The organism is Roseateles saccharophilus, assembly GCF_004342485.1.
GTDB classification, from domain to species: Bacteria; Pseudomonadota; Gammaproteobacteria; order Burkholderiales; family Burkholderiaceae_C; genus Pelomonas; species Pelomonas saccharophila.
The window spans coordinates 94,436-115,606 of the sequence record NZ_SMBU01000015.1; the positions used below are offsets into that span (position 1 = coordinate 94,436).

Below are 21,171 nucleotides of genomic sequence, written 5' to 3' on the forward strand. Positions count from 1 at the left end.
CCCGCAACCCGCCCCCCATGAACCGCCGACTCGACCTGACCGCCCGCAACTTCCCGTCCGCCAAGGACGAGTGCGAGGCCCTGACCCCGCATCCCAACTACGACGGCCCCGGCAGCGCCTACGAGCTGGCCTTCAAGGACGAGGCCTTCCTGCTGCGCGACGACATGCGCCCGGTGCGCATGCAGCTGGAGCTGCTCAAGCCCGAGCTGCAGCTGACCGAGCAAGGCGTGCGCAGCACCGTCGTCATCTTCGGCAGCGCCCGCATCCCGCCGCGCGACGCCGCCGAGCAGCGCGTGGCCGCGGCCGAGGCCGGCGGCGAGCCCGACGCCATCCGCCGCGCCCGCATGCAGCTGGACATGAGCCGCTACTACGAGGAGGCGCGCAACCTGGCCAAGCTGATCACCGAGGGCTCGGCGGCGCGCGGCGAGCCCATCTATGTCGTCACCGGCGGCGGCCCCGGCATCATGGAAGCCGGCAACCGCGGCGCCTTCGACGCCGGCGGCAAGAGCGTGGGCCTGAACATCGTGCTGCCCCACGAGCAGCGGCCCAACCCCTACATCACGCCGGAGTTGTGCTTCCGCTTCCACTACTTCGCGCTGCGCAAGATGCACTTCCTGATGCGCTCGGTCGCACTGGTCTGCTTCCCAGGCGGCTTCGGCACGCTGGACGAGCTGTTCGAGAGCATGACGCTGATGCAGACGGGCAAGAGCCGCCGCCGTCCCATCCTCCTGTTCGGCCGCGAGTTCTGGAGCCGGCTGATCAACTTCGACCTGCTGCTCGAGACCGGCATGATCAGCCCCGGCGACGAGCGCATGTTCCACTACGTCGAGACCGCCGAGGAAGCCTGGGCGCTGCTCGAAACCGAATACGAACTCGCCACCACGCCCACGCTATGACCAAGCTCAGAAACGTCTCCCTGATCGGCGCACCCACCGACATCGGCGCCGGCGCGCGCGGTGCCAGCATGGGCCCCGAGGCGATGCGCGTCGCCGGCCTCGCCGAGGCGCTGCGCGCCCGCGGCGTCGACGTCGTCGACCGCGGCAACCTCAGCGGCCCGGCCAACCCCTGGCTGCCGCCGGTCGACGGCTACCGCCACCTCAATGAGGTCGTCGCCTGGAACCAGGCCGTGCACGAGGCCGTCTACGCCGAACTGAAGACCGGCCGCATGCCCATCCTGCTCGGCGGCGACCATTGCCTGGGCCTGGGCTCCATCAGCGCCGTCGCCCGCCACTGCCGCGACGCCGGCAAGAAGCTGCGCGTGCTGTGGCTGGACGCCCATGCCGACTTCAACACCAGCGTGCTGACCCCCAGCGGCAATATCCACGGCATGCCGGTGGCCTGCCTGTGCGGCTTCGGGCCGCAGGCCCTCATCGAGATCGGCGGCCATGTGCCCGCTATTCAAGCGAAATGGGTCCGCCAGATCGGCATCCGCAGCGTCGACGAGGGCGAGCGCCGCTTCGTGCACGAGCAGGACCTCGAGGTCTTCGACATGCGCTTCATCGACGAGATGGGCATGCGCCACACGATGGAGCTGGCCCTGGCCACGCTGGACGACAACACCCATCTGCATGTCAGCTTCGACGTCGACTTCCTCGACCCGGTGATGGCGCCCGGCGTCGGCACCACGGTGCCCGGTGGCCCGACCTACCGCGAGGCCCACCTCTGCATGGAGATGATCGCCGACACCGGCCGCATGGCTTCCATGGACCTGATGGAGCTGAACCCGGCGCTCGACGAGAAGAACCGCACCGCCCTGGTCGCGCTGGACCTGATCGAAAGCCTCTTCGGCAAGAGCACGCTGATGCGCAAGTAAAGGTGACCTGAGCCATGGACGCCACCCCCTACCTCCTCGTCCAGCTCAGCGACCCGCACATCACACGACCGGGCCGGCTGGTCTGCGGCCGCGTCGACACGGCGGCCGCGTTGCGCCATGCGGTGGCGCGCGTGCTGCAGATCCGGCCGCGGCCGGTGGCCGTGCTGATCAGCGGTGACCTCGTCGATGCCGGCCACGCAGCCGAATACACCCAGCTGCGCGAGCTGCTCACGCCGCTGCTCGACGCCGGCCTGCCGCTGGCGCTGCTGCCCGGTAACCACGACGCCCGCGGCCCGCTGCAGGCGGCCTTCGCCGGCCTGCCGGGCGTGCATTGCGGCCAGCCGGGCGCCGCGGCCATCCAGTACGCGCTGGACCTGCCCGGGCCGCTGCGCCTCGTCGTGCTCGACAGCCTCGTGTCTGGCCGGCCCCACGGCGGCTTCGATGACGCCCGGCTGGACGAGGCCCGCGCGCTGCTGGCCGAGCGCCCGTCCATGCCCACCGTCGTCGCGCTGCACCACCCGCCCCATGCGACCGGCCTCGCCGCGATGGACGCGATGGCCCTGCAGCAGGGACTGGAAGGCTTCGAGGCGCTGATCGCGGAACACCCGCAGGTGCAGCGCGTCGTCTGCGGCCACCTGCACCGCATGACGCTGGGCCGCGTCGCGCACGCCAGCGTCGTCAGCGCGCCGTCCACCGCCCACCAGCTGGCGCTGGAGCTGGCGCCCGACGCACCGCTGGCCGCCGCTCTGGAGACGCCGGGCTGGCTCGTCCATGCCTGGGGGCCGGGGCTGGAGCTGGTCACGCATCTCGCGCAGGCGGGCAACCCCGAGGTCATCCCGGATATCTAGTCGCAGGCCAAGTGCGAGGATGCGGCACATGAAGAAGTCGCTTGCCCTCCTTGCCCTCACGCTGGCTGCCCAGGCCTTCGCACAGGCGCCTCAAGCGCCCGGCGACACCGAGCGCTACACCCTCTTCCAGGCCCCCTTCACGCTGCTGCGCGATGCCCAGCTCTTCGACGGCAGCGGTGGCGCGCCGCGCGAGCACATGAGCGTGCTGATCCGCGACGGCCGCATCGCCTCCGTGGCCCCCGACGCCGAGCTGAAAGCCCCCGCCGGCGCCCTCGTCAAGGACCTGGCCGGCGCCGCGCTGATGCCCGGCTTCGTGCTGCTGCACGAGCACCTTTTCTACCCGACCGAGCGTGGCAGCTACGGCGCCTTCTTCCAGAGCTTCCCGCTGCTCTACCTGGCCGCCGGCGTGACGACGCTGCGCACGGCCGGCAGCATGAGCCCCTATGCCGACCTCAACACCTGGAAGGACATCCGCGAGGGCAAGGCAGTCGGCCCCGACATGGACGTGACCGCGCCCTTTCTGAACGGCATCCAGGCCTTCGTCGCCCAGGTGCCGCGGCTGGCCTCGGCCGAGGACGCCGTGCGCCAGGTCGGCTACTGGGCCGACGTGGGCGCCACCTCCTACAAGGGCTATATGCACCTGACGCGCGAGCAGCTCGGGGCCATCGTCAAGGCCGCCCACGAACGCAAGGCCAAGGTGACCGCCCATCTCTGCGCCGTGACCTATGCCGAGGCCGCCGGCATGGGCATCGACAACCTCGAGCACGGCTTCTTCGCGTCCAGCGACTTCGTCGACGGCAAGCAGGCCGACGCCTGCCCCAGCGGCGACGCCGTGCCGCGCTCCCTCGACGCGCTGGCCACCGACGACCCACGCATGGCCGCGTTGCAGCGCGAACTGATTGACCGCAAGGTGGCCCTGACCTCGACGCTGACCGTCTTCGAGACCTTCTCCCACGGCCGGCCGATGGCACCCACCGCCGCGCTGGACCTGCTGATGCCGCAGCTGCGCGAGCAATACGTGGCACGCTACACCGCCATTCAGCGCGGCGGCCCCAACGTCTACGGCCGTGTGCTGCCCAAGGACATGGCCTGGGAAAAGCAGTTCGCCGACGCCGGCGGCCTGCTCGTCGCCGGCACCGACCCGACAGGCTATGGCGGCGTCATCCCGGGGTATTCGTCGCTGCGCCAGTTCGAACTGCTGCGCGAGGCCGGCTTCGACGCCGCCGCGACGGTGAAGATCATGACGGCCAACGGCGCCACCTACCTCGGCCGCGGCGCCGACATCGGCCGCATCGCCCCGGGGCTGCGCGCCGACCTGATCGCGTTCGCGGCACCACTGGATGCGGCCAAGCCGGCCCTGCCCGAGGTCGCGTGGACGATGAAGACGGGGCGGGCCTGGGACCGCGCCAAGATCCTGAATGCCTGGAAGGGGCAGGTGGGGCTGCGCTGAACGGGGAATAAAGCGGAGCCTGCGCCAGTAGTGCAGGCATGAACAAGATCCCCGCTCTTCCCACTCTTCTCGCCCTGCTCATGCCGCTGGCTGCTACGGCCGCACCCGATGCCAGCCGCGGCCAGGCCATCTACCAGGCCCGCTGCACCGCCTGCCATTCGCCGGACTTCAACGGCGTCGGCCCCGCGCATCGTGGCGTGTTCGGGCGGCTGGCCTGCACGGCCAAGGGCTATGCGAGCTATTCGGCGGCGCTGAAAAAGTCAGGTCTCACCTGGACCGAGGCCAACCTCGACCGCTGGCTGGCCGACCCCGAGACCCTGGTGCCGGGGCAGGCCATGGGCATCAGCCTGCCCGACGCGGCAGAGCGGGCCGACGTGATCGCCTTCCTGAAGACGCTGGCAAAGGCGAAGGATTAATCCGGGCGGCGGACACGGCGGGCCGCCCCCAGCGCGGCAACGGCGCCGAGGACGAGGGCCAGCGAGCCGGGCTCGGGGACCAGGTTGTAGCCCAGCGCATCGAGCGCAATGACTTCCGGCGAACTGCGGCTGAGCGCCGGGTGCGACCCGGGTGTGCCGTAGGCGTCCTGCACCTGGGGGGCGACGCCGGCCGGCAGCGGGTCGCTGGCCCAGTCGCCATAGTCGGCCCCGTCGCTGCAGTTGTGGAACTGCGCCAGGCGCGTGCTGCCGTCCAGCGAGAAATAGGCGGCCGGCTCGCTGCCGCAGGCGTGGGGCGCGAAGGTGCGATTGCCCGCTGCGTCGTAGCGGAACAGATCCTCCGCCGCGGGGTCGGAGAAGAAGTTCGTGCCGCCCACGTCGGAACCCAGGCCGAGCACCTCGTCGATCTCATGCTCGACGACATCCAGCAGGCCGTACTGACCGGTGGTGCCGGGGCTGCCCACGTCGGTCAGATGGGTGTTGACGGTGATGGTGCCGTCGAGGCCATCGGGCGTGCTGAGCGTGGCACCCATCGCCCTGAGATTGGCGGCTCTGACGTTGACGAAGCCGCCGCCCGTCACGGGATTCGTCGCCCCATGGGGGAGATTCGCCAGGGCCGTCGTGTCGGTGGCATCGCCGGAGCTGTGCGCGATCAGACGGTTGATGTAGTTCTGGTACCTGGCCTTGAAGACCCAGGAATTGCTCGCGCCCAGGCCGCCGCCCTCCTGGAACTTGATCGATATGTTGACCGGGTTCGAGAAGGTGTTGTCGTAGAAGCTGGCGGCCGAATTGATCACCGCCTCGATAGCGGCCGCATTGGTGTCACCGGTGATGGACGCATCGAAGATCGGCGTGATCACCAGGTTGGCATGCGCCGGCAACGCCCAGCTCAGCGCAGCGGCGAATGCCGTGGCCGACAGGGCCGCCCTGGTGTTCTTCAACGCGAAAAGTGGCTTGCGGTTCATGAAATCCCTCCGTGTTCCCGGTTCTGTTGCACGACTTGCGTGGCGCGCCATCCGCGCGCCAAGCACCATCGCTCAACGCTCGTGACAAGAGGTAAGCAAGAAGCAATCCGGCGACGTCGGCGTCTCGATTTTATTGTTTTAGGACAGCGACTTACATCCACTTCCACACTCCCGAGGATCGCTCAGGCAAGCGCGGCCGGCGCAATATGTAAACGAATCCGACTCTCGCCACCACCGCCCGTTCATGCGTGCACGGGTCGGCGAAGCACCCGGGTCCCAGCTCCGCGGCGAACTCTGAAATAGCAAATCGAGCGCCTTCAAGGCGGCCGGGCACGGCTTCGCGTCTACCTTCGGCGCGGGCGCCGACGCCGCGGCAGCTCAAGGCCGTGGCGGCCTGCGCGAAGTCGAGCTGATCATCGGGGGTACCGGTCAGATTGCCCCGGCCAGCCGGCGCGATGCCTTCGGGTCGCGGAACACCAGCGGGTGCTCGGTGATCCTCGTGCGCGCATCGGCCTCGGCCTGCGCCACGACCGCCAGCACCTTGTCGTGGTGCGGGCTCTTGCGGCACACCGGATCGGCGGCCTGGGCGTCCTGCGCGATCAGGTAGGCCTGGCAGCGGCAGCCGCCCAGATCCTCCTCCTTGTGCTCGCAGGAGGAACAGGGCTCCTTCATCCAGCCCGTGCCGCGGAAGCGGTTGAAGCCCTCGGAGTCGAACCAGGCCGTGCGCAGCGAGGTCTCGCGCACATTGGGGAAGCTCAGCCCGGGCAGCATCTTGGCCGTGTGGCAAGGCAGGGCCGTGCCGTCCGGCGCGACGGTGAGGAACATGCTGCCCCAGCCGTTGACGCATTTCTTCGCCTTGCCCTCGTGGTAGTCGGGCGCGACGAAGAAGATGCGCATGCGGCCTTCGAGCTTGTCGCGCCATTCGTCGGTCACGGCTTCGGCGCGCTTCAGCTGCTCCTGCGTCGGCAGCAGCTGCGCACGGTTGACGAAGGCCCAGGAGTAGTACTGCGTGTTCGCGAGCTCGATGTACTCGGCGCCCAGCTCGGCCGCCATCTCGATGATGCGACCGATGTGGTCGATGTTGAGGCGGTGCAGCACCACGTTCATCACCATCGGCCAGCCCTGGTCCTTGATGATCTGCGCGACGCGGTTCTTCAGCTCGAAAGTCCTGGTGTGTGAGAGGAAGTCGTTCATCTCACGCGTCGAATCCTGGAACGACAGCTGCACATGGTCCAGCCCCGCCGCCTTGAGCGCCGCGGCGCGCTCCGCCGTCAGGCCGACGCCGGAGGTCAGCAGATTGCTGTAGTAGCCGAGCCGGTGCGCCTCGGCGACGATGACCTCCAGGTCGTCGCGCAGCAGGGGCTCACCGCCCGACAGGCCCAGCTGCACCGCACCCATCTCGCGCCCCTCGCGCAGCACGCGCAGCCAGTCGTCGGTGGAGAGTTCCTCGGGCTGCGTCGCATAGTCGACCGGGTTGTAGCAAAAGACGCAGTGCAGCGGGCATCGGTAGGTGAGCTCGGCAAGCAGCCACAGCGGCGGTCCGATGGTCATGGCCTCAGCTCCAGGTGAGCCAGCGCTGCCGGCCGGCCATCTCGACGAAAGCGGTCACATCGCCCTGCAGCCCCGTCGCGTTGAAGGCGGCCTCCAGCTCGGAGACGATCTCGGCGATGCTGCGCTGCCCGTCGCAGCGCTTCATGATCTCGCCCGCGCTGCCATTGAGCTTGACCATGCCCTCGGGGTAGAGCAGCACATGGCAATCCTGGGCCGGCTCCCACTGCAGCCGCAAGCCCGGCCCGACTCGTGGGCAGCTGTTCATGCTTGCTTCGCTCATGAATTCACCCCGTACTTCAGCACCATCGCGTCGTTCATCGCCCACAGGATGTCGAGCTTGAACTGCAGGATGTCGAGCGCCCGCTGCTGCAGCGCACGCGTGTCGAAGTGGTCGAGCGTGATCGCCAGGCCCTGCTCCACGTCGCGGCGCGCCTGGCTGACGCGGTTGCGGAAGTAGGCCAGGCCCTGCGGCTCGATCCAGGCATAGTGCTCGGGCCAGGTGGCCAGGCGCTGCTTGTGGATCTCGGGGGCGAACAGTTCGGTCAGAGAGGAGCACACCGCCTCCTGCCAGGGCGCACGGCGCGCGAAGTTGACATAGGCGTCCACCGCGAACTTCACGGCCGGGATCAGGTGGCGCTGGTCCACTATCTCCTCGCGCGTCAGGCCCACCGCCTCGCCCAGCCGCAGCCAGGCCTCGATGCCGCCGGGGTCTTTCACGCCGCCGATCTCGAAGCCGTCGTGGTCCAGGATGCGCTGGATCCAGCCACGCCGCACCTCGCGGTCGTCGCAGTTGGACATCACCGCCGCATCCTTGATGGGGATCGCGATCTGGTAGCAGAAGCGGTTCGCCACCCAGCCGCGGATCTGCTGGGGCGTCGCCTTGCCGGTATTGAGCATCACGTTGAAGGGGTGGTGGATGTGGTACGAGCGGCCGCGCTCGCGCAGCTGGGCTTCGAACTCGACGCGGTTCCAGGCGGGGGTGTTCATTTCATACCTCGATGCTCATCCCGTCCTCGCAGGGCACGATGCGGCGGCGCTCAAGTTCCACGCGCTGCGCCGAGTCCTCGTCGAGGATGGGGTTGGTGTTGTTGATGTGGATGAGGAAGCGGCGCGTGCGCTCGGGCAGACGGTCCAGCCAGGCCATCATTCCGTGCTCGCCGCTTTGCGGCAGGTGGCCGATGTCGCGCGCTGTCTTCTTCGACAGGCCGAGGCGGATCATCTCGTCGTCGGTCCAGAAGGTGCCGTCCACCAGCACGGCGTCGGCGCCGCACATCAGGTCGAACAGCGCCGGCGTGATCTCGCCCAGGCCCGGTGCGTAGAAGGCGCTACGGCCACTGCGGGCGTCGGTGATCAGCATGCCGATGTTGTCGCCGGGGACGGGGTGGTCGCGATGCGGCGAGTAGGGCGCGGCCTTGCTGGACAGCGGGACGGCGCGCAAGCTCAGGTGCGCGGCGCCGGGCACCTCGAAGGCAGCGCCGTCCAGATCGATGCGCTGGCGGGCCACGCCGCAGTAGTGGCCGAGCACCTTGAGCACCGGGTTGCCGGTCGCGAGGTCTTCGTTGACCGGATCGGTGCACCACAGCGGCAGCGGCCGCCCGTGCTCGCGCAGCATGAAGAGGCCGGTGGCGTGGTCGATTTGGCCGTCCATCAGCACCACGCCGGCGATCGCACTGTCGCGGATCGCCCGGCCCGGCTGCAGGGTCGGGTTCGAGCGGATCTGCTCGAGGATGTCGGGGGAGGCGTTGAAGAGCACGCCGTCGGCGCCGGCATCGCCCTGCACGAAGATGGACGACTGCGTGCGCGGCTTGGCGCGCACCGCGCCGCTGCGCAGGCCGGCGCAGTTGCGGCAGTTGCAGTTCCACTGCGGGAAGCCGCCGCCAGCGGAAGAGCCGAGGATGGTGATGCGCATGGTTCGTAGGACGGAGGCCGCCGTGCGCGGTGACGCGCGGCGGCCCCGCGTCGGTCGCTCAGCGAGCGGCGACGTACATCGTGATTTCGAAGCCGAAGCGGAAATCGGCCGCAGCCGGGGTCTGCCATTGCATGGGGTGCTCCTTCAGGAAGTGCGCGGCGCCGGTTGGTCGCCACGGAGACGATCCATTCGTCCCGTGCTGAATCGTCCCGCCGCAGCCGCCCGGCGCACAGGCCCCGCATCATGATTCGCGCCTCATGAAAATCTTGAATCGACCTCCGGCTTCTCCCGGAAGGCATGAGCGGCGCTGGCGCGCCGATACCATCGCCGGGTGACGTCCTCCGCCACTCCCGCCGCGCTCTTTCCCGACACGCCGGCCTTCGCTTCGCATGCCTTGCCGGTGCCGGGTGGGCATGTGCTGTCGGTGCAGGAGTACGGCCGGCCCGACGGCCTTGCTGCCGTGGTGCTGCATGGCGGGCCGGGCTCGGGCTGCTCGCCATTGCTGCGGCGGGTTTTCGACCCGGCGCACTGGCGCATCGTCTGCCCCGACCAGCGCGGCGCCGGTGCGAGCCTTCCGCGCGGCGGCACCGCGCACAACCGCACCGGCGACCTGCTCGACGACCTCGCCCGCATCCGCGAGCGGCTCGGCATCGAACGCTGGGTGGTGGTGGGCGGCTCCTGGGGTGCGGCGCTTGCGCTGGCCCATGCCGCGGCCGAACCGCGGGCGGTGGCGGCGCTGCTGCTGCGCGCCAGCTTCCTGGCCCGGCCGCAGGACGTCGCCGCCTTCTTCGGCCCGCTTTCGCTGGCCCAGCTCGCGGCCGAACTCGACGCGCCCGAGCCCGCCGCCCGCGAGCGCGCAGCGCTCGTCTGGTGGCGCCGCGAGCAGGAACTCGCCGGCACGCACGCGACCGAGCCGCAGGGCGAGGCGCTCGCGGCCCAGGTGGATCGCCTGCGAGTGCAGGCCCACTACCTGCGCCACGGCTGCTGGCTGCAGTCGCCCACGCTGCTCGAACGCTGCGAGGCCGTGCCGGGCGTGCCGGTGCACCTGATCCACGGCCGTGACGACAGGGTCTGCACGCCGGAGGGCGCTGCGCTGCTGCAGAGCCGGCTGCGCGGCGCGACGCTGCAATGGGTTGACGGCGCCGGCCACGACGCCGCTGATGCGGCGATGGTGGCGGCGACCGTGGGGGCGCTTGCCCACTACGCGAGCGACGGCCGCTTCGCCGACGGCGGGGGGCAGCCATGACGCTGCGCCTGAAGATCAACCTCATCGTCGGCGCAGTCACGCTGCTGTCCCTGCTCGCGGTGCTGGGCCTGCAGCTGCGCAGCATGCGCGACTCGGTGCGCGAAGAGGTGGAGGCCGCCAACCGCGTCGCCGCCCAGCTGCTCAACCGCACCGTGTGGCTGTATGCGGCACAGGGCACGCCGGCCCTGCTGTCCTTCCTGCAGGACACCGGCCGCATCCGCTCGAACGACATCACGCTCCTCGACAAGGAGGGCCGGGTGCTTTACAGCTCGCCGCCGCCCACCTACAAGGCCGGGCGCGACGCGCCGGAGTGGTTCGAGGCGCTGATCGCGCCGGCGCCCACGGCCCAGTCCATCGACTTCCCCGACGGCAAGATCGAAGTGCGCGCCAACGCTTCGCGCGCCGCCCTCGATGCCTGGGACTACGCCGTCGTGCTGGTCGGCGGTGCGCTCGCGCTGCTCGTCGTCGTGAACCTGCTGGTGGCCTGGATGGTCGGGCGAACGGTCAGGCCCTTCGGTCAGATCGTCGGCGCGCTGGAGCAGGTGCAGCGCGGGCGCTTCGACGTCGCGCTGCCGCCGCTGCCCGGCCACGAGGCCGGCACCATCGGCGCGGCCTTCAACCGCATGGTGGGCGAGCTCTCGCACCATATCGAGACCGAGCGCCGTGCGGTGCGCGCCGAGATGCAGCTCTCCGACAGCCGCGATCTGACGCGCTGGATCGACCACCACATCGAGCAGGAGCGCCTGACCATCGCACGCGAGCTGCATGACGAGCTGGGCCAGTCGGTCACCGCGATGCGCAGCATGGCGACCTCGATCGCGCAGCGCAGCACGGGCAAGGACATGCAGGCCGAGCAGGCGGCGCGCCTCATCGCCGACGAGTGTTCGCGCCTGTACGACGCGATGCACGGCATCATCCCGCGCCTGACGCCGCTGGTGCTGGACAACTTCGGCCTGGCCGACGCGATCACCGACCTGGCCGAGCGCACGCGGCGCAGCCATCCGGCGCTGGTGCTGGAGGCCGAGGTCGCGCTCGGCGATGCGCGGCTGCCGGCCGACGCGGCGCTGGCCTTGTACCGCGCCGCCCAGGAGGGCATCACCAACGCGCTGCGCCACGGCGAGGCCGCACGCATCACGCTGCGCCTGGCCGGCACGCCCGGCGCGGTGGCACTGCTGCTGCGCGACGACGGCCGCGGCCTGCCCGAGGGCGAACCGCAACACCGCCATGCCGGCCATTACGGCCTGCGCTGGCTGCGCGAACGCGTCGCGGCGCTGCACGGCAGCGTGACGCTGGAGAATCTGCCCACCCGGGGCGCACAACTCGCGGTGCGCCTGCCCCTCGAACCGGAAGACACATGATTCGCGTGATGCTCGTCGACGACCACGCGCTGGTGCGCATGGGTTTTCGCATGCTGCTGGCCGACGCCCAGGTCGAGGTGGTGGCCGAAGTCGACACCGGCGAGCAGGCCTGTGCCGACTATGCGCGCGTGCAGCCCGACGTCGTCGTGATGGACCTTTCCATGCCCGGCATGGGCGGGCTGGAGGCGGTGCGGCGCATCGTCGCCCAGGACGCCAAGGCGCGCATCCTCGCGCTCTCGGCACATGAGGACACCGCCCACCCGCAGCGCGTGCTGCGCGCGGGCGCGCTCGGCTACCTCACCAAGCGCAGCGCGCCCGAGGCGCTGATCACCGCCGTCACCGCGGTGGCCCGCCACGAAACCTATGTCGATGCGCACACCGCGCGCGCGTTGGCGATGGCACAGGTGAAGGGCGAGGCCAGCCCCGCGCAGATGCTCTCCGAGCGCGAGTTCTCGGTGTTCCTGCAGCTCGCACGCGGCCAGAGCGTCGCGCAGATCGCCGACAACCTGAAGCTCTCGCCCAGCACCGTGGGCACCCACCTCTACCACGTCAAGCAGAAGCTGGGCGCGAACAACCAGTCGGAGCTCACCCTGGTCGCGCTGCAATGGGGGCTGCTGCAGATCTGAGGGCCGCGTCGCGCCCGGCCAATGCCCGCCTCAGCGGAGGCCGGGAATAAAACCCGGCATCCGCCGGTATGGCTACTGGTCAACACTTCCCGTGAGAGCCCGACCATGCAGCGACGCGACTTCCTCCACCTTGCCGGCCTCGGCGGCGGCGCGATCTTCTCGGCCGGCCTGGCCGGCTGCGCGAGCGCCGGCCGGCAGCCGAGCAGCGAGTTCTATTTCGTGCAGCTCTCCGACACGCACTGGGGCTTCCAGGGCGCGCCCAACCCGGACGCCCGAGGCACCCTGCCCAAGGCGGTCGCGGCCGTGAACGCCCTGCCCCAGCCGCCGGACTTCATCGTCTTCACCGGCGACCTGACCCACACCACCGATGACCCCGCCGAGCGCCGCCGCCGCATGGTCGAGTTCAAGCAGGTCGTCAGCGAGCTGAAGGTCAAGACCGTGCGCTTCATGCCCGGCGAGCACGACGCGTCCCTGGACCGCGGCGCCGCCTTCAGGGAGCTGTTCGGCGACACCTACACCCGCTTCGACCACAAGGGGGTGCATTTCATGACGCTGGACAACGTGTCCGATCGCGGCACCATGCTCGGCGCCGAGCAGCTCGCGTGGATGCAGGCCGAGCTGGCCAAGCTGGACCCGGACGCGCCCCTCGTCGTGCTGGCCCACCGCCCGCTGTTCCCGCTGGTGCCCAAATGGGACTGGCACACCCGCGACGGCGACCAGGCCCTGGCCCTGCTGATGCCGCACAGGAACGTGACCGTCTTCTACGGCCACATCCACCAGGAGCACCACCAGATGACGGGCCACATCGGCCACCACTCGGCACGCTCGCTGATGTTCCCGCTGCCCGCGCCGGGCACGGCCGACAAGCCCCTGCCCATCGCCTGGGACCCGGCCGCGCCCTACCGCGGCCTGGGCTGGCGCGAGGTGGAGGCCGGCGGCAAGGAGATCGAGCGCATCGAGCATGGAGTCTCGGCAGCATGAAGCGGCGTCAGTTGCTGGCGCTCGCGGCCGTCGGTGCCGGCATGGGCGCGGTGGCACGGGCCCAGGCCCCGCGCGAGATCGAAGTGACGGCCCAGCGCTTCAGGTTCACGCCCAACGTGATCCCGCTGAAGGCCGGCGAGCCCGTCGTGCTGCTGATACGCTCGCTGGACTTCGCGCACGGCTTCTTCGTGCCCGACCTCAACCTGCGCACCGACCTCATGCCCGGCCGCGTCACCCGCCTCGCCCTCACGCCCCAGGCGCCCGGGCAGCTCGCCTTCCTGTGCGACAACTTCTGCGGCGACGGGCACGAGGGCATGGACGGCCACTTCGAAGTCTCATGACCGACGCGCGCCGCTTCGAGGCCAACGTGCTGCCCCTGCTCGACGCGGCCCACAACCTCGCGCGCTGGCTGCTGCGCGACGCAGCCGCCGCCGAGGACGCGGTGCAGGAGGCCGCGCTGCGCGCCTTCCGCTACTTCGGCTCGCTGCGCGCCGGCGAGGACGCCAAGCCCTGGTTCCTCGGCATCGTGCGCAACGCCTGCTTCACGGCGCTGGCGCGCGAGCGCGGCCGCGCCGACGTGACGCTGCTGGACGAGGACGGCTGGGAGCAGCTCGAAGCCCGCTCGCCCAGCCCCCTGCCCGACCCGCCCACGGCCCTGGGCGCGCGGCGCGAGCAACTGCTCGTCGACGCCGCGCTGCGGCAGCTGACACCACCGATGCGTGAGGTCATCGTGCTGCGCGAACTCGAAGGCCTGGACTACCGCGACATCGCCCACATCGCCGGCGTCCCCATCGGCACGGTGATGTCGCGGCTGTCGCGCGCCCGCGCCCAACTGAAACGAGAACTGCAACTCGCAGGTCTGCCCTGATGAACGACGACGACCTCACCCGCCTGCTGCTGCAGCACGCCAGCCGCCACCCGGCCGGCGCGGGCCTGCGCGCCAAGGTGCGCACGCAGATGACACTGCAGGCCGCCGCGCAGGAGAAGCCGCCCGCACGGCCCGGCTGGCGCGAGCGCCTGGCCGGCCTGGCACGCCTCCACCCGGCCTTCGCGGGTGCCGGCGGCCTGGCCCTGGGCGTCGCGCTGACGCTGGCCGTGATGCTGGTCGCCCCCCGCCTCGGCGGCGACGGCCCGCTGCCCGACGAACTCGTCGCCGCCCATGTGCGCGCCCTGCAGGTCGGCCCGCTCTACGAGGTCGCGTCCAGCGACCGCCATACCGTCAAGCCCTGGTTCCAGGGCCGGCTGGACTACGCGCCCACCGTGCTCGACGGGCCGCTGCGCGAGCAGGGCTTCGCGCTGCTCGGCGGCCGCGTGCAGGCCCTGCAGGGCCGGCCCACGGCCGTGCTGGCCTACCAGGTCAGGCTGCACAAGATCGACCTCTACCAATGGCCCGCCGAACGCGGCGGCGCGCCCGAGAAGCTGCAGCGCCGTGGCTTCAACCTCGTGCGCTGGAGCGACGGCACGATGCAGTTCTGGGCCGTGTCGGACGTGGACGGCGCGGAGCTGGAGCGCTTCGCGGCGGCCTGGCGCACGGCAGCCGCGGCGCATTGACGCGTCAGGGCCCGGGGATCAGGCCATTGGCCTTGACGACGGCGCCGACCTTCTCTGGCTCGCGCAGCACCTGGCGGTAGATCCAGCGGTAATGGTCGTCGGCCCAGAACTGCATGACCTCGCGCGCCTTCAGCTCGCCCATCAGGCGCTGGTCGGCGCGGTACTCCAGATAGACGACGAGCAGGTGCTCGTAGTTGCCGTCCGCGCCGTCCGAGCCCTCGGGGAAGCCGACCGGGATTTTCGGGAACAGGCGGCGCAGGGCGGTCTTGGCCGCCGCGGTCTGCTCGGGGTGGGCCGCCAGGAACCAGTGCATCTGCTCGTGCACATAGGTCGACAGCAGCAACTCGTCGTCACGCAGATGGCGGGTGTGCAGGGTCAGCACCGGGTGGCTGTGCGGAATCTCGGTCTCGTCGACGACGATGTCGTGCGTGATCGTCCAGCGCGACAGGTCGTTGGCCTGCAGCAGCCGTTCGAGCTGGGCCACGGTCTGCTTCTCGGCCTCGCTGTCGTGGGCGCTGCGCAGCTTCAGCCCGGCGGCCGAGCTGGCCAGCGCGGCCAGCAGCAGCGCCGCGGTCAGCATTGAGTGGCGCAGCATCGGATCAGAACCGGTAGTTCAGGCCCAGCGTCAAGTAGCGGCCGACGGCGCCCTCCTGGTGCAGCGACGGGTTGTAGTGCGCGCCGCCCGAGGTCACGCCGCCGCCGGTGGAGCCGGAGGCGAAGGCATCGACGGGCGCCGCGCGGTCGAACAGGTTGGCCACCGAGGCGCGCAGACTCAGGGCCTCGCTGACCTGCCAGCTGCCGCTGAGGTTGACCGTCGTGAACGAGGGCACGCGGCACAGCGGTGAGCCACCGGCCGGCAGGCCGTTCGGGAAGATGGTCGACAGTGCCGACGCACAGTCCGGCAGGTTGTAGCTGGCGTCCTCCACGCGCATGCCGCTGATGTAGTTGACCGTGCCGGTCAGCTCCACCGGGCCGCGAGCCCAGGTCAGCGCCAGCGCGCCGCGCTCGCGCGGCGTGCCGGTGTTGGTGGACACGAAGCTCGGCCCGTGCGTGCCGGCCAGCTCATAGACCTGGCCCGGGCCGCGGTCGATGGTGTAGCGGATCATGTGCGTCCACTGCAACTGCGGCGTGAACTGACCCCAGGCGCCGCCGTCGAGCTTCAGGCGCAGGTCCAGGTCCAGGCCGTTGGTGCGCGCGCTGCCCAGGTTGATGAAGGGATAGGTGCCGTAGAGGATGGTGTCGTCGGGGCCTGTCGGCGCGGCGTTGGCCGTCGTCGGGCTGTTCACCCGGTAGAGCTTGGTGCCGTAGGCGGCCGGGTTGTCGATCTGGTACTGGCCGAACAGGCCGACCGACACGATCTGGTTGCTGATCTTGATGTCGTAATAGTCCAGCGACAGGTTGAACGCCGGCCCCGGCTCGAACACCAGGCCCAGCGTATAGCTCTTGCTCTTCTCGGGATGCAGGTCCTTGCCCGGCAGCTGCAGCTGGGTGCCGCCCACGCCGATGTCGCAGGGCTGGCCGGGCTTGACGAGGGCGCACAGCGCCGTGTCCAGCAGCGGCGGCAGGTAGCCCGCGCTGGAGCCCGAGGTGCCGATCTCCACCGGGTTGGGCGCGCGAAAGCCCCCGGCATAGGTGCCGCGCAGCGTCAGCTCGCGCAGCGGCAGGAACTTGAAGCCGAGCTTGGGCGTCGTCGACGAACCATAGCTGTCGTAGTGGTCGACGCGGGCCGCGGCGTCGATCTCCAGCTGCCTGGTGACCGGCGCGGCCAGCTCGACATAGGCGGCCGAGATGGTCTGCTTGCCGACGCCGAAGGCGTAGATGTTGCTGGCCTGGGCGCCGCTGGAAAAACCGTCGGGGAAGCGCTCGTCCAGCGAGCGCTTCGTGAACTCCAGGCCCGTGCCCAGCGCGAGGTTGCCGCCACCCAGCTTCATCAGGTCGCGGCTGGCGCGCAGGGACAGGAAGTTCAGCGTGTTGCTCGACGTGGAGCGGCCCTCGGGCGTCAGGCTGGCCAGCACGTCGGCCGGGTTCTTGGCGCCGATGACGTACTTGCCGCTGTTCAGCGCCGACTGCAGGGCCGGCAGGCTGATGAAGTTCTTCATCGTCAGCTCGGTGGCCACGCGGGTCAGGCCCAGCGCAGCCTGCAGGTCCCAGCCGGCCCAGCCGCCCGACAGCTCGGCGACGAAGCGGGTGGAGCGCGTGGCCGTGCGCGAGCGCTGCGCCGGCAGGTCGGCGAAGGTCTGGTTCACCGGGCTGCCGCTGGCCGGGTCGATGACGTTGCTGCTGTTCAGCGCCGTCGGCGTGGGTTGCTGTTGATCGGGGCCGAAGGCGAATGTGGTGATGCCGCCCGACGGCGAGACCGTGTTGAGCAGGCCCACCTGGGTCGCCGAGCTGCCCAGCACCGAGCCGGCCAGCGACAGCGTCCAGTCCTGCGGCAGCAGGGCCGTGAGCTTGCCGAGCAGGCTGTAGTTGCGCGTCTCGGGCGAGACCTGCAGCTCGGGGTTGGCCGTCAGGCCCAGGTCCTTGCCGCCATAGCGGGTCCAGTCCGAGCCGCCGAGGGCTGGACGGTCGCTGAGCAGGATGGACTGCTGGCGGCGCGCGCTGGCCGCGACGTAGCCGGCCAGGCCGTCACGGTCCAGGTCGCCGAAGCCGCGGGCTCCAGAGAACTTGAGCGACTGCCCGTCGCCCCGGCTGGCGCTGCCCACTTCCGCGTGCAGGACGGTGCCCTGCTGGCTGCGCTTGAGGATGACGTTGACGACGCCGGCCATCGCGTCCGAGCCGTAGATGGCCGAGGCGCCGTCCTTCAGCACCTCGACGCGCTCGACCGCGTCCACCGGGATGGAGGCGATGTCGACGAAGTCGCGCTGGCCGTCGTCGGGCAGCGGGTAGGAGGCCATGCGGTGGCCGTCGATCAGCACCAGTGTGGCGCCGACCGTCATGCCGCGCAGCGAGATGCCCGAGCCGCCGGCCCCGAAGGCGCCCGGCGTGGCCTGGCCCAGCGAGCCCATGTTGTTGGCCGAGATGTGTTGCAGCACCTCGCCCAGCGTGCTGTAGCCGCTGCGGGCGATGTCGGCCGCGCTGAGCTTCTGCACCGGGCTGGGCGTCTCGCCGTCGCTGCGGCGGATGTTGGAACCGGTGACGAGCACGCGCGCCAGCGATGCCTTGTCGCCACCGCCGGCCGCGTCGCCCGCCGCGCCGTCGCCGGTGGCCGACTGCGCCCACAGCGCCGGGGCAAAGCAGGACAGCAGGGCCGCGGCGAGCGGCAGCAGGGACGAGCGGGCAGGGACGTTCACGGCGGGTTCACCTGTGGGCTGGGGTTGAGGAAGGGCGCGATTCTCGGATCAGCAAGAAGCGCGCCGCACACCCGCAGCGACAAATCGGCCGCGGGCGTCGGCTCCTGACAACGCTGGCGAGCCCGGCGCCCGTTCTCAGGCGCTGAGGATCCAGCCTTCCAGCGGGTCCACGCCCTCCGGCCAGCCGTGGCGCGGCTGCGTCGTGGACCAGGCGGCCTGCAGCATGGCCAGCACCGCGTCCAGGCTGTCGCCGCTGGCGTCGGCCACCAGCTCGTCGCGCTGGGCATGACTGAGCTTGAGGCGCAGCCCCAGCCGCGTGCGGCCCTGCTCCAGCGCGTCGACGATGTCCTTGCGCGCGATCAGCCGGTCCGGCGTCCGGCCGGCCCTGGCGTCGCTCTTGTAGGAGCGCCGCCCGATCAGCTCGCGTGCCAGCAGCCCCGGGTAGGCCTCCAGCGCGACGCGGCCCGCGTCGCCATCCAGCAGCCCCGGCAGGTGCACGCCGGCCTCGATCAGCCGCGGCACGCCGGCGTGCAGCATCCAGGCCACCGGCGGGTTGACCCACTTCATGCTCGGGCTGGCGCCCGCCGGGCCGTCGCAGGCGCGGTGGGCGAACTTGGCCCCGGCGGGCCGCGCATCGCAGAAGGCGGCGAAGAGGTCGCGGATCTCGGCGCGGCTCAGGGCCGCATAGTGGGCCATCAGCGCCCGGTAGCCGGTCGGCCAGCCCAGTTGCTCGACGAGCTCGCGCGGCAGGCCGAAGGGCAGGTCCAGGCCGGCCAGCCAGGGGCCGGGGCGTGCCAGCCAGGCCGAGAAGGCCTCCAGGCTGGGCAGCGCCGTCAGGCCGGCCAGGCGCACGACGGCGCCCTGGCGCTGGCCGGCGGCGACGCGGATCGGCTTGCGCGCACCGGGCGCACTCGTGAAGTCGATCCCGAAAACGGAGGGGTCACGCATGGCTGGCATTCTGGGGCCCGGCAGAATCACCGCTTCCCCATGTCAGACCTGCTCGACCTCCCCGCCTCGTCCACCGACGCCACCGGCTTCGAGGCCGCTGCCTTTGACGCGGCGCTGGCCGTGCAGCGCCAGCGCGCCGCCGCCGGCGCCTACCAGGCGTCCACCGAGGCGCTGGAGCAGTTGCTTCAGGCCTGCCCCGACACCGAGCTGCTGCGCCGCGCCGAGGCGCTGACGCTGCTGGCCCAGCACTACCCGCGCATCGGCCGGCTGACGGCCAGCGTGCGCTGCGCGGCCTCGGCCCTGGGCCTGGCCGAGCGGCTCGAGAACGATGGCCTCATCGCCGACGCGCTGACCGCCCAGTCCTTCGTCTATGGCCAGCTGCTGATGGCGCGCGAGGCGCTGGAGGCCGGCATGCGCGCCCTCGCCGCCGCGCGCCGGGTGGGCGACCCCGTGCGCGAGGCCTGGGCGTTGAACCGGGTCGGCGCAGCCTATGCCAGCCTCGACAACCCCGTGCAGGCCTGCGCGTCGACCGAGCAGGCGCTGGAGATCGCCACGCGCGCCGATGCGGCCGAGGCCTTGTTCTCCTGCCAGAACAACCTGGCCTATTTCTGGCTGCGCCGTGTCGATGACGCCGCCGCGCTGCGCCAGACCGAACCGCTGGCCGAGGCCATCGCCCAGGCCCGCAGGGCCGCCGAACAGGCCCATGCCATCGCACGCCGCTCGGGCAGCCCCTTCCTGCTCGCCGTCGCGATGTCCAACCTCGTCAGCGCGCTGCTGGCGGGCGGCCATGTCGACGAGGCGCTGCCGCTCATCAACGAGTTCAGCCACCTCGCCCACAACCACGGCTACCCCACGCTGGCCACCGAGGCCGACGTGCAGCGCGCCATCTTCCTGCGCCTGAGCGGCGAACCCCTGCAGGCCACGCGCATGCTCAAGGCCCTGCTGCACGCCGAGGCCGAGCCGCCGCCGCGGCTGCGCCGCCTGCTGGTGCGCTCGCTGTACGAGACGCACAAGGCCAGCGGCGAGTTCGGCGAGGCACTGGGCTGGCTGGAGGAACTGGTGCGCCTGGACCTGCAGATCCGCCGCGACAACCTCGTGCTGCAGACCGAGGTCATCCTGATCCGCGACCAGGTCGAGCAGGCCCAGGCCCGCGCCGACAGCGCCGCCGCCGACGCCCGCCGCGAGCGCGCCCGCGCCGCCCACCTCGAGAGCGAGCAGCAGCGCCTGCGCGAGCACGCGATGGCGCTGGACCGCGCCGCCCACGAGGACGTGCTGACCGGCCTGCACAACCGGCGGCACGCCGAGTTCGCGCTGCCCCTGCTCGTCGAGGGCGCGCGCATGGCCGGCCAGGTCATCAGCGTCGCCGCGCTGGACGTAGACCATTTCAAGCGCATCAACGACACGCATGGCCATGCGGTGGGCGACGCGGTGCTTCAGCAGCTCGCCCAGCTGCTGCGCCACCGGCTGCGCAGCGCCGACCTGCTGGCCCGCACCGGCGGCGAGGAATTCCTGGCTGTGCTCGTCGGCATCGCGCCGCCCCAGGCCGCCGAGATCTGCGAGCGCCTGCGCCTGGCCGTCGCCGAGCACGACTGGGCCGCCATCACGCCGGGCCTGGTCGTGCGCGTCAGCGTGGGCATCGCCGGCGGCACGCCGCCGTTCGCGGCCGACAGCCTGCTCAACCGCGCCGACCACGCCCTCTACGCCGCCAAGCGCAGCGGCCGCAACCGGGTGCATGTGGACTGATAGTCGGACTGACCGCCTGCGACCGGGGGGCGGCAACTGGGGCCTGACTCCGCAAGGTCTGCAAAAGGGGGCAGAGTCATTCGCTGCCGGCGGCCTGAACGACGGCGACCACGCACACCGGCAATCGAGCACCCGCTGCATCGACCGACCGCTTCGCCCCGGATGCCAGCCGCTCGACCTCAGAGAGCCCGGCAAGACAGCACAAACGGCCGATCCCACGCACCGCGACTGGCTCAAAGCGACCCGAAGCGGTAGTCGCCCCTGCGCCCGTGAGCCGCCCGAAAGTGGGCGTTCTGGGATCCGGCTTGGCGGTCACTGGGGGCCGCCTGCTTCGGGCGGTGTGTCCACCCATCGGCGTCTTATTCCTGAATCCGTGACCTCCAATTCGCACTGACGAGTTTCTGGGCTCAATGTGGACGCGAATCAGATCAGGCCGCTGCCACCGACGCTGCCACGCA

General features: G+C 70.8%; 22 protein-coding genes. 13 read left to right on the plus strand and 9 right to left on the minus strand.

Annotated features, from left to right (window positions below):
• Positions 1 to 17: 17 nt before the first annotated feature.
• The 5 genes from EV671_RS14115 to EV671_RS14135 are packed head-to-tail and all read left to right on the plus strand — an operon-like array spanning position 18 to position 4,527.
• Positions 18 to 896, plus strand: coding sequence for an LOG family protein (locus EV671_RS14115; RefSeq protein ID WP_132572620.1), 879 nt, complete (start codon positions 18 to 20; stop codon positions 894 to 896).
• Positions 893 to 1,813 (plus strand): arginase, encoded by a 921-nt coding sequence (rocF, locus tag EV671_RS14120; RefSeq protein WP_132572623.1) that lies wholly within the window; start codon positions 893 to 895, stop codon positions 1,811 to 1,813. Before EV671_RS14115 ends, rocF begins: the two co-directional genes overlap by 4 nt.
• Before the next feature lie 14 nt (positions 1,814 to 1,827).
• The gene (locus EV671_RS14125; protein ID WP_132572626.1) at positions 1,828 to 2,661 is read left to right on the plus strand and encodes a metallophosphoesterase; all 834 of its coding nucleotides are present in this window, start codon (positions 1,828 to 1,830) and stop codon (positions 2,659 to 2,661) included.
• A 28-nt stretch (positions 2,662 to 2,689) separates the two neighbouring features.
• Complete coding sequence (locus EV671_RS14130; protein ID WP_165917572.1) at positions 2,690 to 4,111, plus strand: amidohydrolase family protein; 1,422 nt, start codon at positions 2,690 to 2,692, stop codon at positions 4,109 to 4,111.
• Positions 4,112 to 4,149: 38 nt separating this feature from the next.
• Positions 4,150 to 4,527 carry a c-type cytochrome gene (locus EV671_RS14135; RefSeq protein ID WP_132572632.1) on the plus strand — a complete coding sequence of 126 codons (378 nt, stop codon included), beginning with the start codon at positions 4,150 to 4,152 and terminating at the stop codon, positions 4,525 to 4,527.
• On the opposite strand, the gene EV671_RS14140 is transcribed toward EV671_RS14135, so the two are convergent.
• The 6 genes from EV671_RS14140 to pqqA all read right to left on the minus strand — a co-directional run bounded on the left by EV671_RS14140 (position 4,524) and on the right by pqqA (position 9,103).
• Entirely contained in the window at positions 4,524 to 5,510 is a 987-nt protein-coding gene (locus tag EV671_RS14140) for an NF038122 family metalloprotease (RefSeq protein ID WP_165917573.1), read from the minus strand. The genes EV671_RS14135 and EV671_RS14140 overlap by 4 nt on opposite strands.
• Positions 5,511 to 5,939: 429 nt before the next feature.
• Positions 5,940 to 7,061: a pyrroloquinoline quinone biosynthesis protein PqqE gene (pqqE, locus tag EV671_RS14145; protein ID WP_132572638.1), complete on the minus strand. Its 1,122-nt coding sequence runs from the start codon at positions 7,059 to 7,061 to the stop codon at positions 5,940 to 5,942.
• 4 nt (positions 7,062 to 7,065) lie between these two features.
• Complete coding sequence (gene pqqD / locus EV671_RS14150) at positions 7,066 to 7,341, minus strand: pyrroloquinoline quinone biosynthesis peptide chaperone PqqD (RefSeq protein WP_132572641.1); 276 nt, start codon at positions 7,339 to 7,341, stop codon at positions 7,066 to 7,068.
• On the minus strand, positions 7,338 to 8,048 hold the full coding sequence (gene pqqC / locus EV671_RS14155; RefSeq protein WP_132572644.1) for a pyrroloquinoline-quinone synthase PqqC: 711 nt from the start codon (positions 8,046 to 8,048) through the stop codon (positions 7,338 to 7,340). Before pqqC ends, pqqD begins: the two co-directional genes overlap by 4 nt.
• Before the next feature lies 1 nt (position 8,049).
• Entirely contained in the window at positions 8,050 to 8,970 is a 921-nt protein-coding gene (gene pqqB, locus EV671_RS14160) for a pyrroloquinoline quinone biosynthesis protein PqqB (protein ID WP_132572647.1), read from the minus strand.
• A gap of 58 nt (positions 8,971 to 9,028) precedes the next feature.
• Entirely contained in the window at positions 9,029 to 9,103 is a 75-nt protein-coding gene (pqqA, locus tag EV671_RS27970) for a pyrroloquinoline quinone precursor peptide PqqA (protein ID WP_132572691.1), read from the minus strand.
• Positions 9,104 to 9,301: 198 nt separating this feature from the next.
• Between pqqA and EV671_RS14170 the strand changes: the two genes are divergently transcribed.
• From EV671_RS14170 to EV671_RS14200, 7 genes are all read left to right on the plus strand, one after another.
• Positions 9,302 to 10,216 carry an alpha/beta fold hydrolase gene (locus EV671_RS14170; RefSeq protein WP_132572650.1) on the plus strand — a complete coding sequence of 305 codons (915 nt, stop codon included), beginning with the start codon at positions 9,302 to 9,304 and terminating at the stop codon, positions 10,214 to 10,216.
• Positions 10,213 to 11,574 (plus strand): ATP-binding protein, encoded by a 1,362-nt coding sequence (locus EV671_RS14175; protein ID WP_132572655.1) that lies wholly within the window; start codon positions 10,213 to 10,215, stop codon positions 11,572 to 11,574. Before EV671_RS14170 ends, EV671_RS14175 begins: the two co-directional genes overlap by 4 nt.
• On the plus strand, positions 11,571 to 12,200 hold the full coding sequence (locus EV671_RS14180) for a response regulator (RefSeq protein WP_132572658.1): 630 nt from the start codon (positions 11,571 to 11,573) through the stop codon (positions 12,198 to 12,200). The genes EV671_RS14175 and EV671_RS14180 overlap by 4 nt, the downstream gene beginning before the upstream one ends.
• Positions 12,201 to 12,305: 105 nt before the next feature.
• Entirely contained in the window at positions 12,306 to 13,181 is an 876-nt protein-coding gene (locus EV671_RS14185; RefSeq protein WP_132572661.1) for a metallophosphoesterase family protein, read from the plus strand.
• The gene (locus EV671_RS14190) at positions 13,178 to 13,522 is read left to right on the plus strand and encodes a cupredoxin domain-containing protein (RefSeq protein ID WP_132572664.1); all 345 of its coding nucleotides are present in this window, start codon (positions 13,178 to 13,180) and stop codon (positions 13,520 to 13,522) included. The genes EV671_RS14185 and EV671_RS14190 overlap by 4 nt, the downstream gene beginning before the upstream one ends.
• Positions 13,519 to 14,049, plus strand: coding sequence for a sigma-70 family RNA polymerase sigma factor (locus tag EV671_RS14195; RefSeq protein WP_132572667.1), 531 nt, complete (start codon positions 13,519 to 13,521; stop codon positions 14,047 to 14,049). The genes EV671_RS14190 and EV671_RS14195 overlap by 4 nt, the downstream gene beginning before the upstream one ends.
• Positions 14,049 to 14,732, plus strand: a complete 684-nt coding sequence (locus EV671_RS14200) for an anti-sigma factor family protein (RefSeq protein WP_132572670.1) — start codon at positions 14,049 to 14,051, stop codon at positions 14,730 to 14,732. The genes EV671_RS14195 and EV671_RS14200 overlap by 1 nt, the downstream gene beginning before the upstream one ends.
• A 4-nt stretch (positions 14,733 to 14,736) precedes the next feature.
• Here EV671_RS14200 and EV671_RS14205 read toward each other — a convergent pair whose 3' ends face one another.
• The 3 genes from EV671_RS14205 to EV671_RS14215 form a co-directional block, all read right to left on the minus strand.
• Positions 14,737 to 15,327, minus strand: coding sequence for a hypothetical protein (locus tag EV671_RS14205; RefSeq protein ID WP_132572673.1), 591 nt, complete (start codon positions 15,325 to 15,327; stop codon positions 14,737 to 14,739).
• 4 nt (positions 15,328 to 15,331) lie between these two features.
• Positions 15,332 to 18,022, minus strand: coding sequence for a TonB-dependent receptor (locus EV671_RS14210; protein WP_132572676.1), 2,691 nt, complete (start codon positions 18,020 to 18,022; stop codon positions 15,332 to 15,334).
• A 135-nt stretch (positions 18,023 to 18,157) separates the two neighbouring features.
• Positions 18,158 to 18,970, minus strand: a complete 813-nt coding sequence (locus tag EV671_RS14215) for a DUF429 domain-containing protein (RefSeq protein WP_243655717.1) — start codon at positions 18,968 to 18,970, stop codon at positions 18,158 to 18,160.
• Between the two features lie 39 nt (positions 18,971 to 19,009).
• Between EV671_RS14215 and EV671_RS14220 the strand changes: the two genes are divergently transcribed.
• A complete protein-coding gene (locus EV671_RS14220; RefSeq protein ID WP_132572682.1) occupies positions 19,010 to 20,713 on the plus strand; it encodes a GGDEF domain-containing protein in 1,704 nt (567 codons plus the stop codon).
• Positions 20,714 to 21,171 lie beyond the last annotated feature (458 nt).

Coding starts and splice junctions, on each gene's coding strand:
- EV671_RS14125 (WP_132572626.1), top strand. CDS start 1,828: ATGGACGCCACCCCCTACCTCCTCGTCCAGCTCAGCGACCCGCACATC.
- EV671_RS14180 (WP_132572658.1), top strand. CDS start 11,571: ATGATTCGCGTGATGCTCGTCGACGACCACGCGCTGGTGCGCATGGGT.
- EV671_RS14205 (WP_132572673.1), bottom strand. CDS start 15,327: ATGCTGCGCCACTCAATGCTGACCGCGGCGCTGCTGCTGGCCGCGCTG.
- EV671_RS14190 (WP_132572664.1), top strand. CDS start 13,178: ATGAAGCGGCGTCAGTTGCTGGCGCTCGCGGCCGTCGGTGCCGGCATG.
- rocF (WP_132572623.1), top strand. CDS start 893: ATGACCAAGCTCAGAAACGTCTCCCTGATCGGCGCACCCACCGACATC.
- EV671_RS14175 (WP_132572655.1), top strand. CDS start 10,213: ATGACGCTGCGCCTGAAGATCAACCTCATCGTCGGCGCAGTCACGCTG.
- EV671_RS14195 (WP_132572667.1), top strand. CDS start 13,519: ATGACCGACGCGCGCCGCTTCGAGGCCAACGTGCTGCCCCTGCTCGAC.
- EV671_RS14140 (WP_165917573.1), bottom strand. CDS start 5,510: ATGAACCGCAAGCCACTTTTCGCGTTGAAGAACACCAGGGCGGCCCTG.
- EV671_RS14220 (WP_132572682.1), top strand. CDS start 19,010: ATGTCAGACCTGCTCGACCTCCCCGCCTCGTCCACCGACGCCACCGGC.
- pqqB (WP_132572647.1), bottom strand. CDS start 8,970: ATGCGCATCACCATCCTCGGCTCTTCCGCTGGCGGCGGCTTCCCGCAG.
- EV671_RS14135 (WP_132572632.1), top strand. CDS start 4,150: ATGAACAAGATCCCCGCTCTTCCCACTCTTCTCGCCCTGCTCATGCCG.
- EV671_RS14115 (WP_132572620.1), top strand. CDS start 18: ATGAACCGCCGACTCGACCTGACCGCCCGCAACTTCCCGTCCGCCAAG.
- EV671_RS14200 (WP_132572670.1), top strand. CDS start 14,049: ATGAACGACGACGACCTCACCCGCCTGCTGCTGCAGCACGCCAGCCGC.
- pqqC (WP_132572644.1), bottom strand. CDS start 8,048: ATGAACACCCCCGCCTGGAACCGCGTCGAGTTCGAAGCCCAGCTGCGC.
- pqqE (WP_132572638.1), bottom strand. CDS start 7,061: ATGACCATCGGACCGCCGCTGTGGCTGCTTGCCGAGCTCACCTACCGA.
- EV671_RS14185 (WP_132572661.1), top strand. CDS start 12,306: ATGCAGCGACGCGACTTCCTCCACCTTGCCGGCCTCGGCGGCGGCGCG.
- EV671_RS14130 (WP_165917572.1), top strand. CDS start 2,690: ATGAAGAAGTCGCTTGCCCTCCTTGCCCTCACGCTGGCTGCCCAGGCC.
- pqqD (WP_132572641.1), bottom strand. CDS start 7,341: ATGAGCGAAGCAAGCATGAACAGCTGCCCACGAGTCGGGCCGGGCTTG.
- EV671_RS14215 (WP_243655717.1), bottom strand. CDS start 18,970: ATGCGTGACCCCTCCGTTTTCGGGATCGACTTCACGAGTGCGCCCGGT.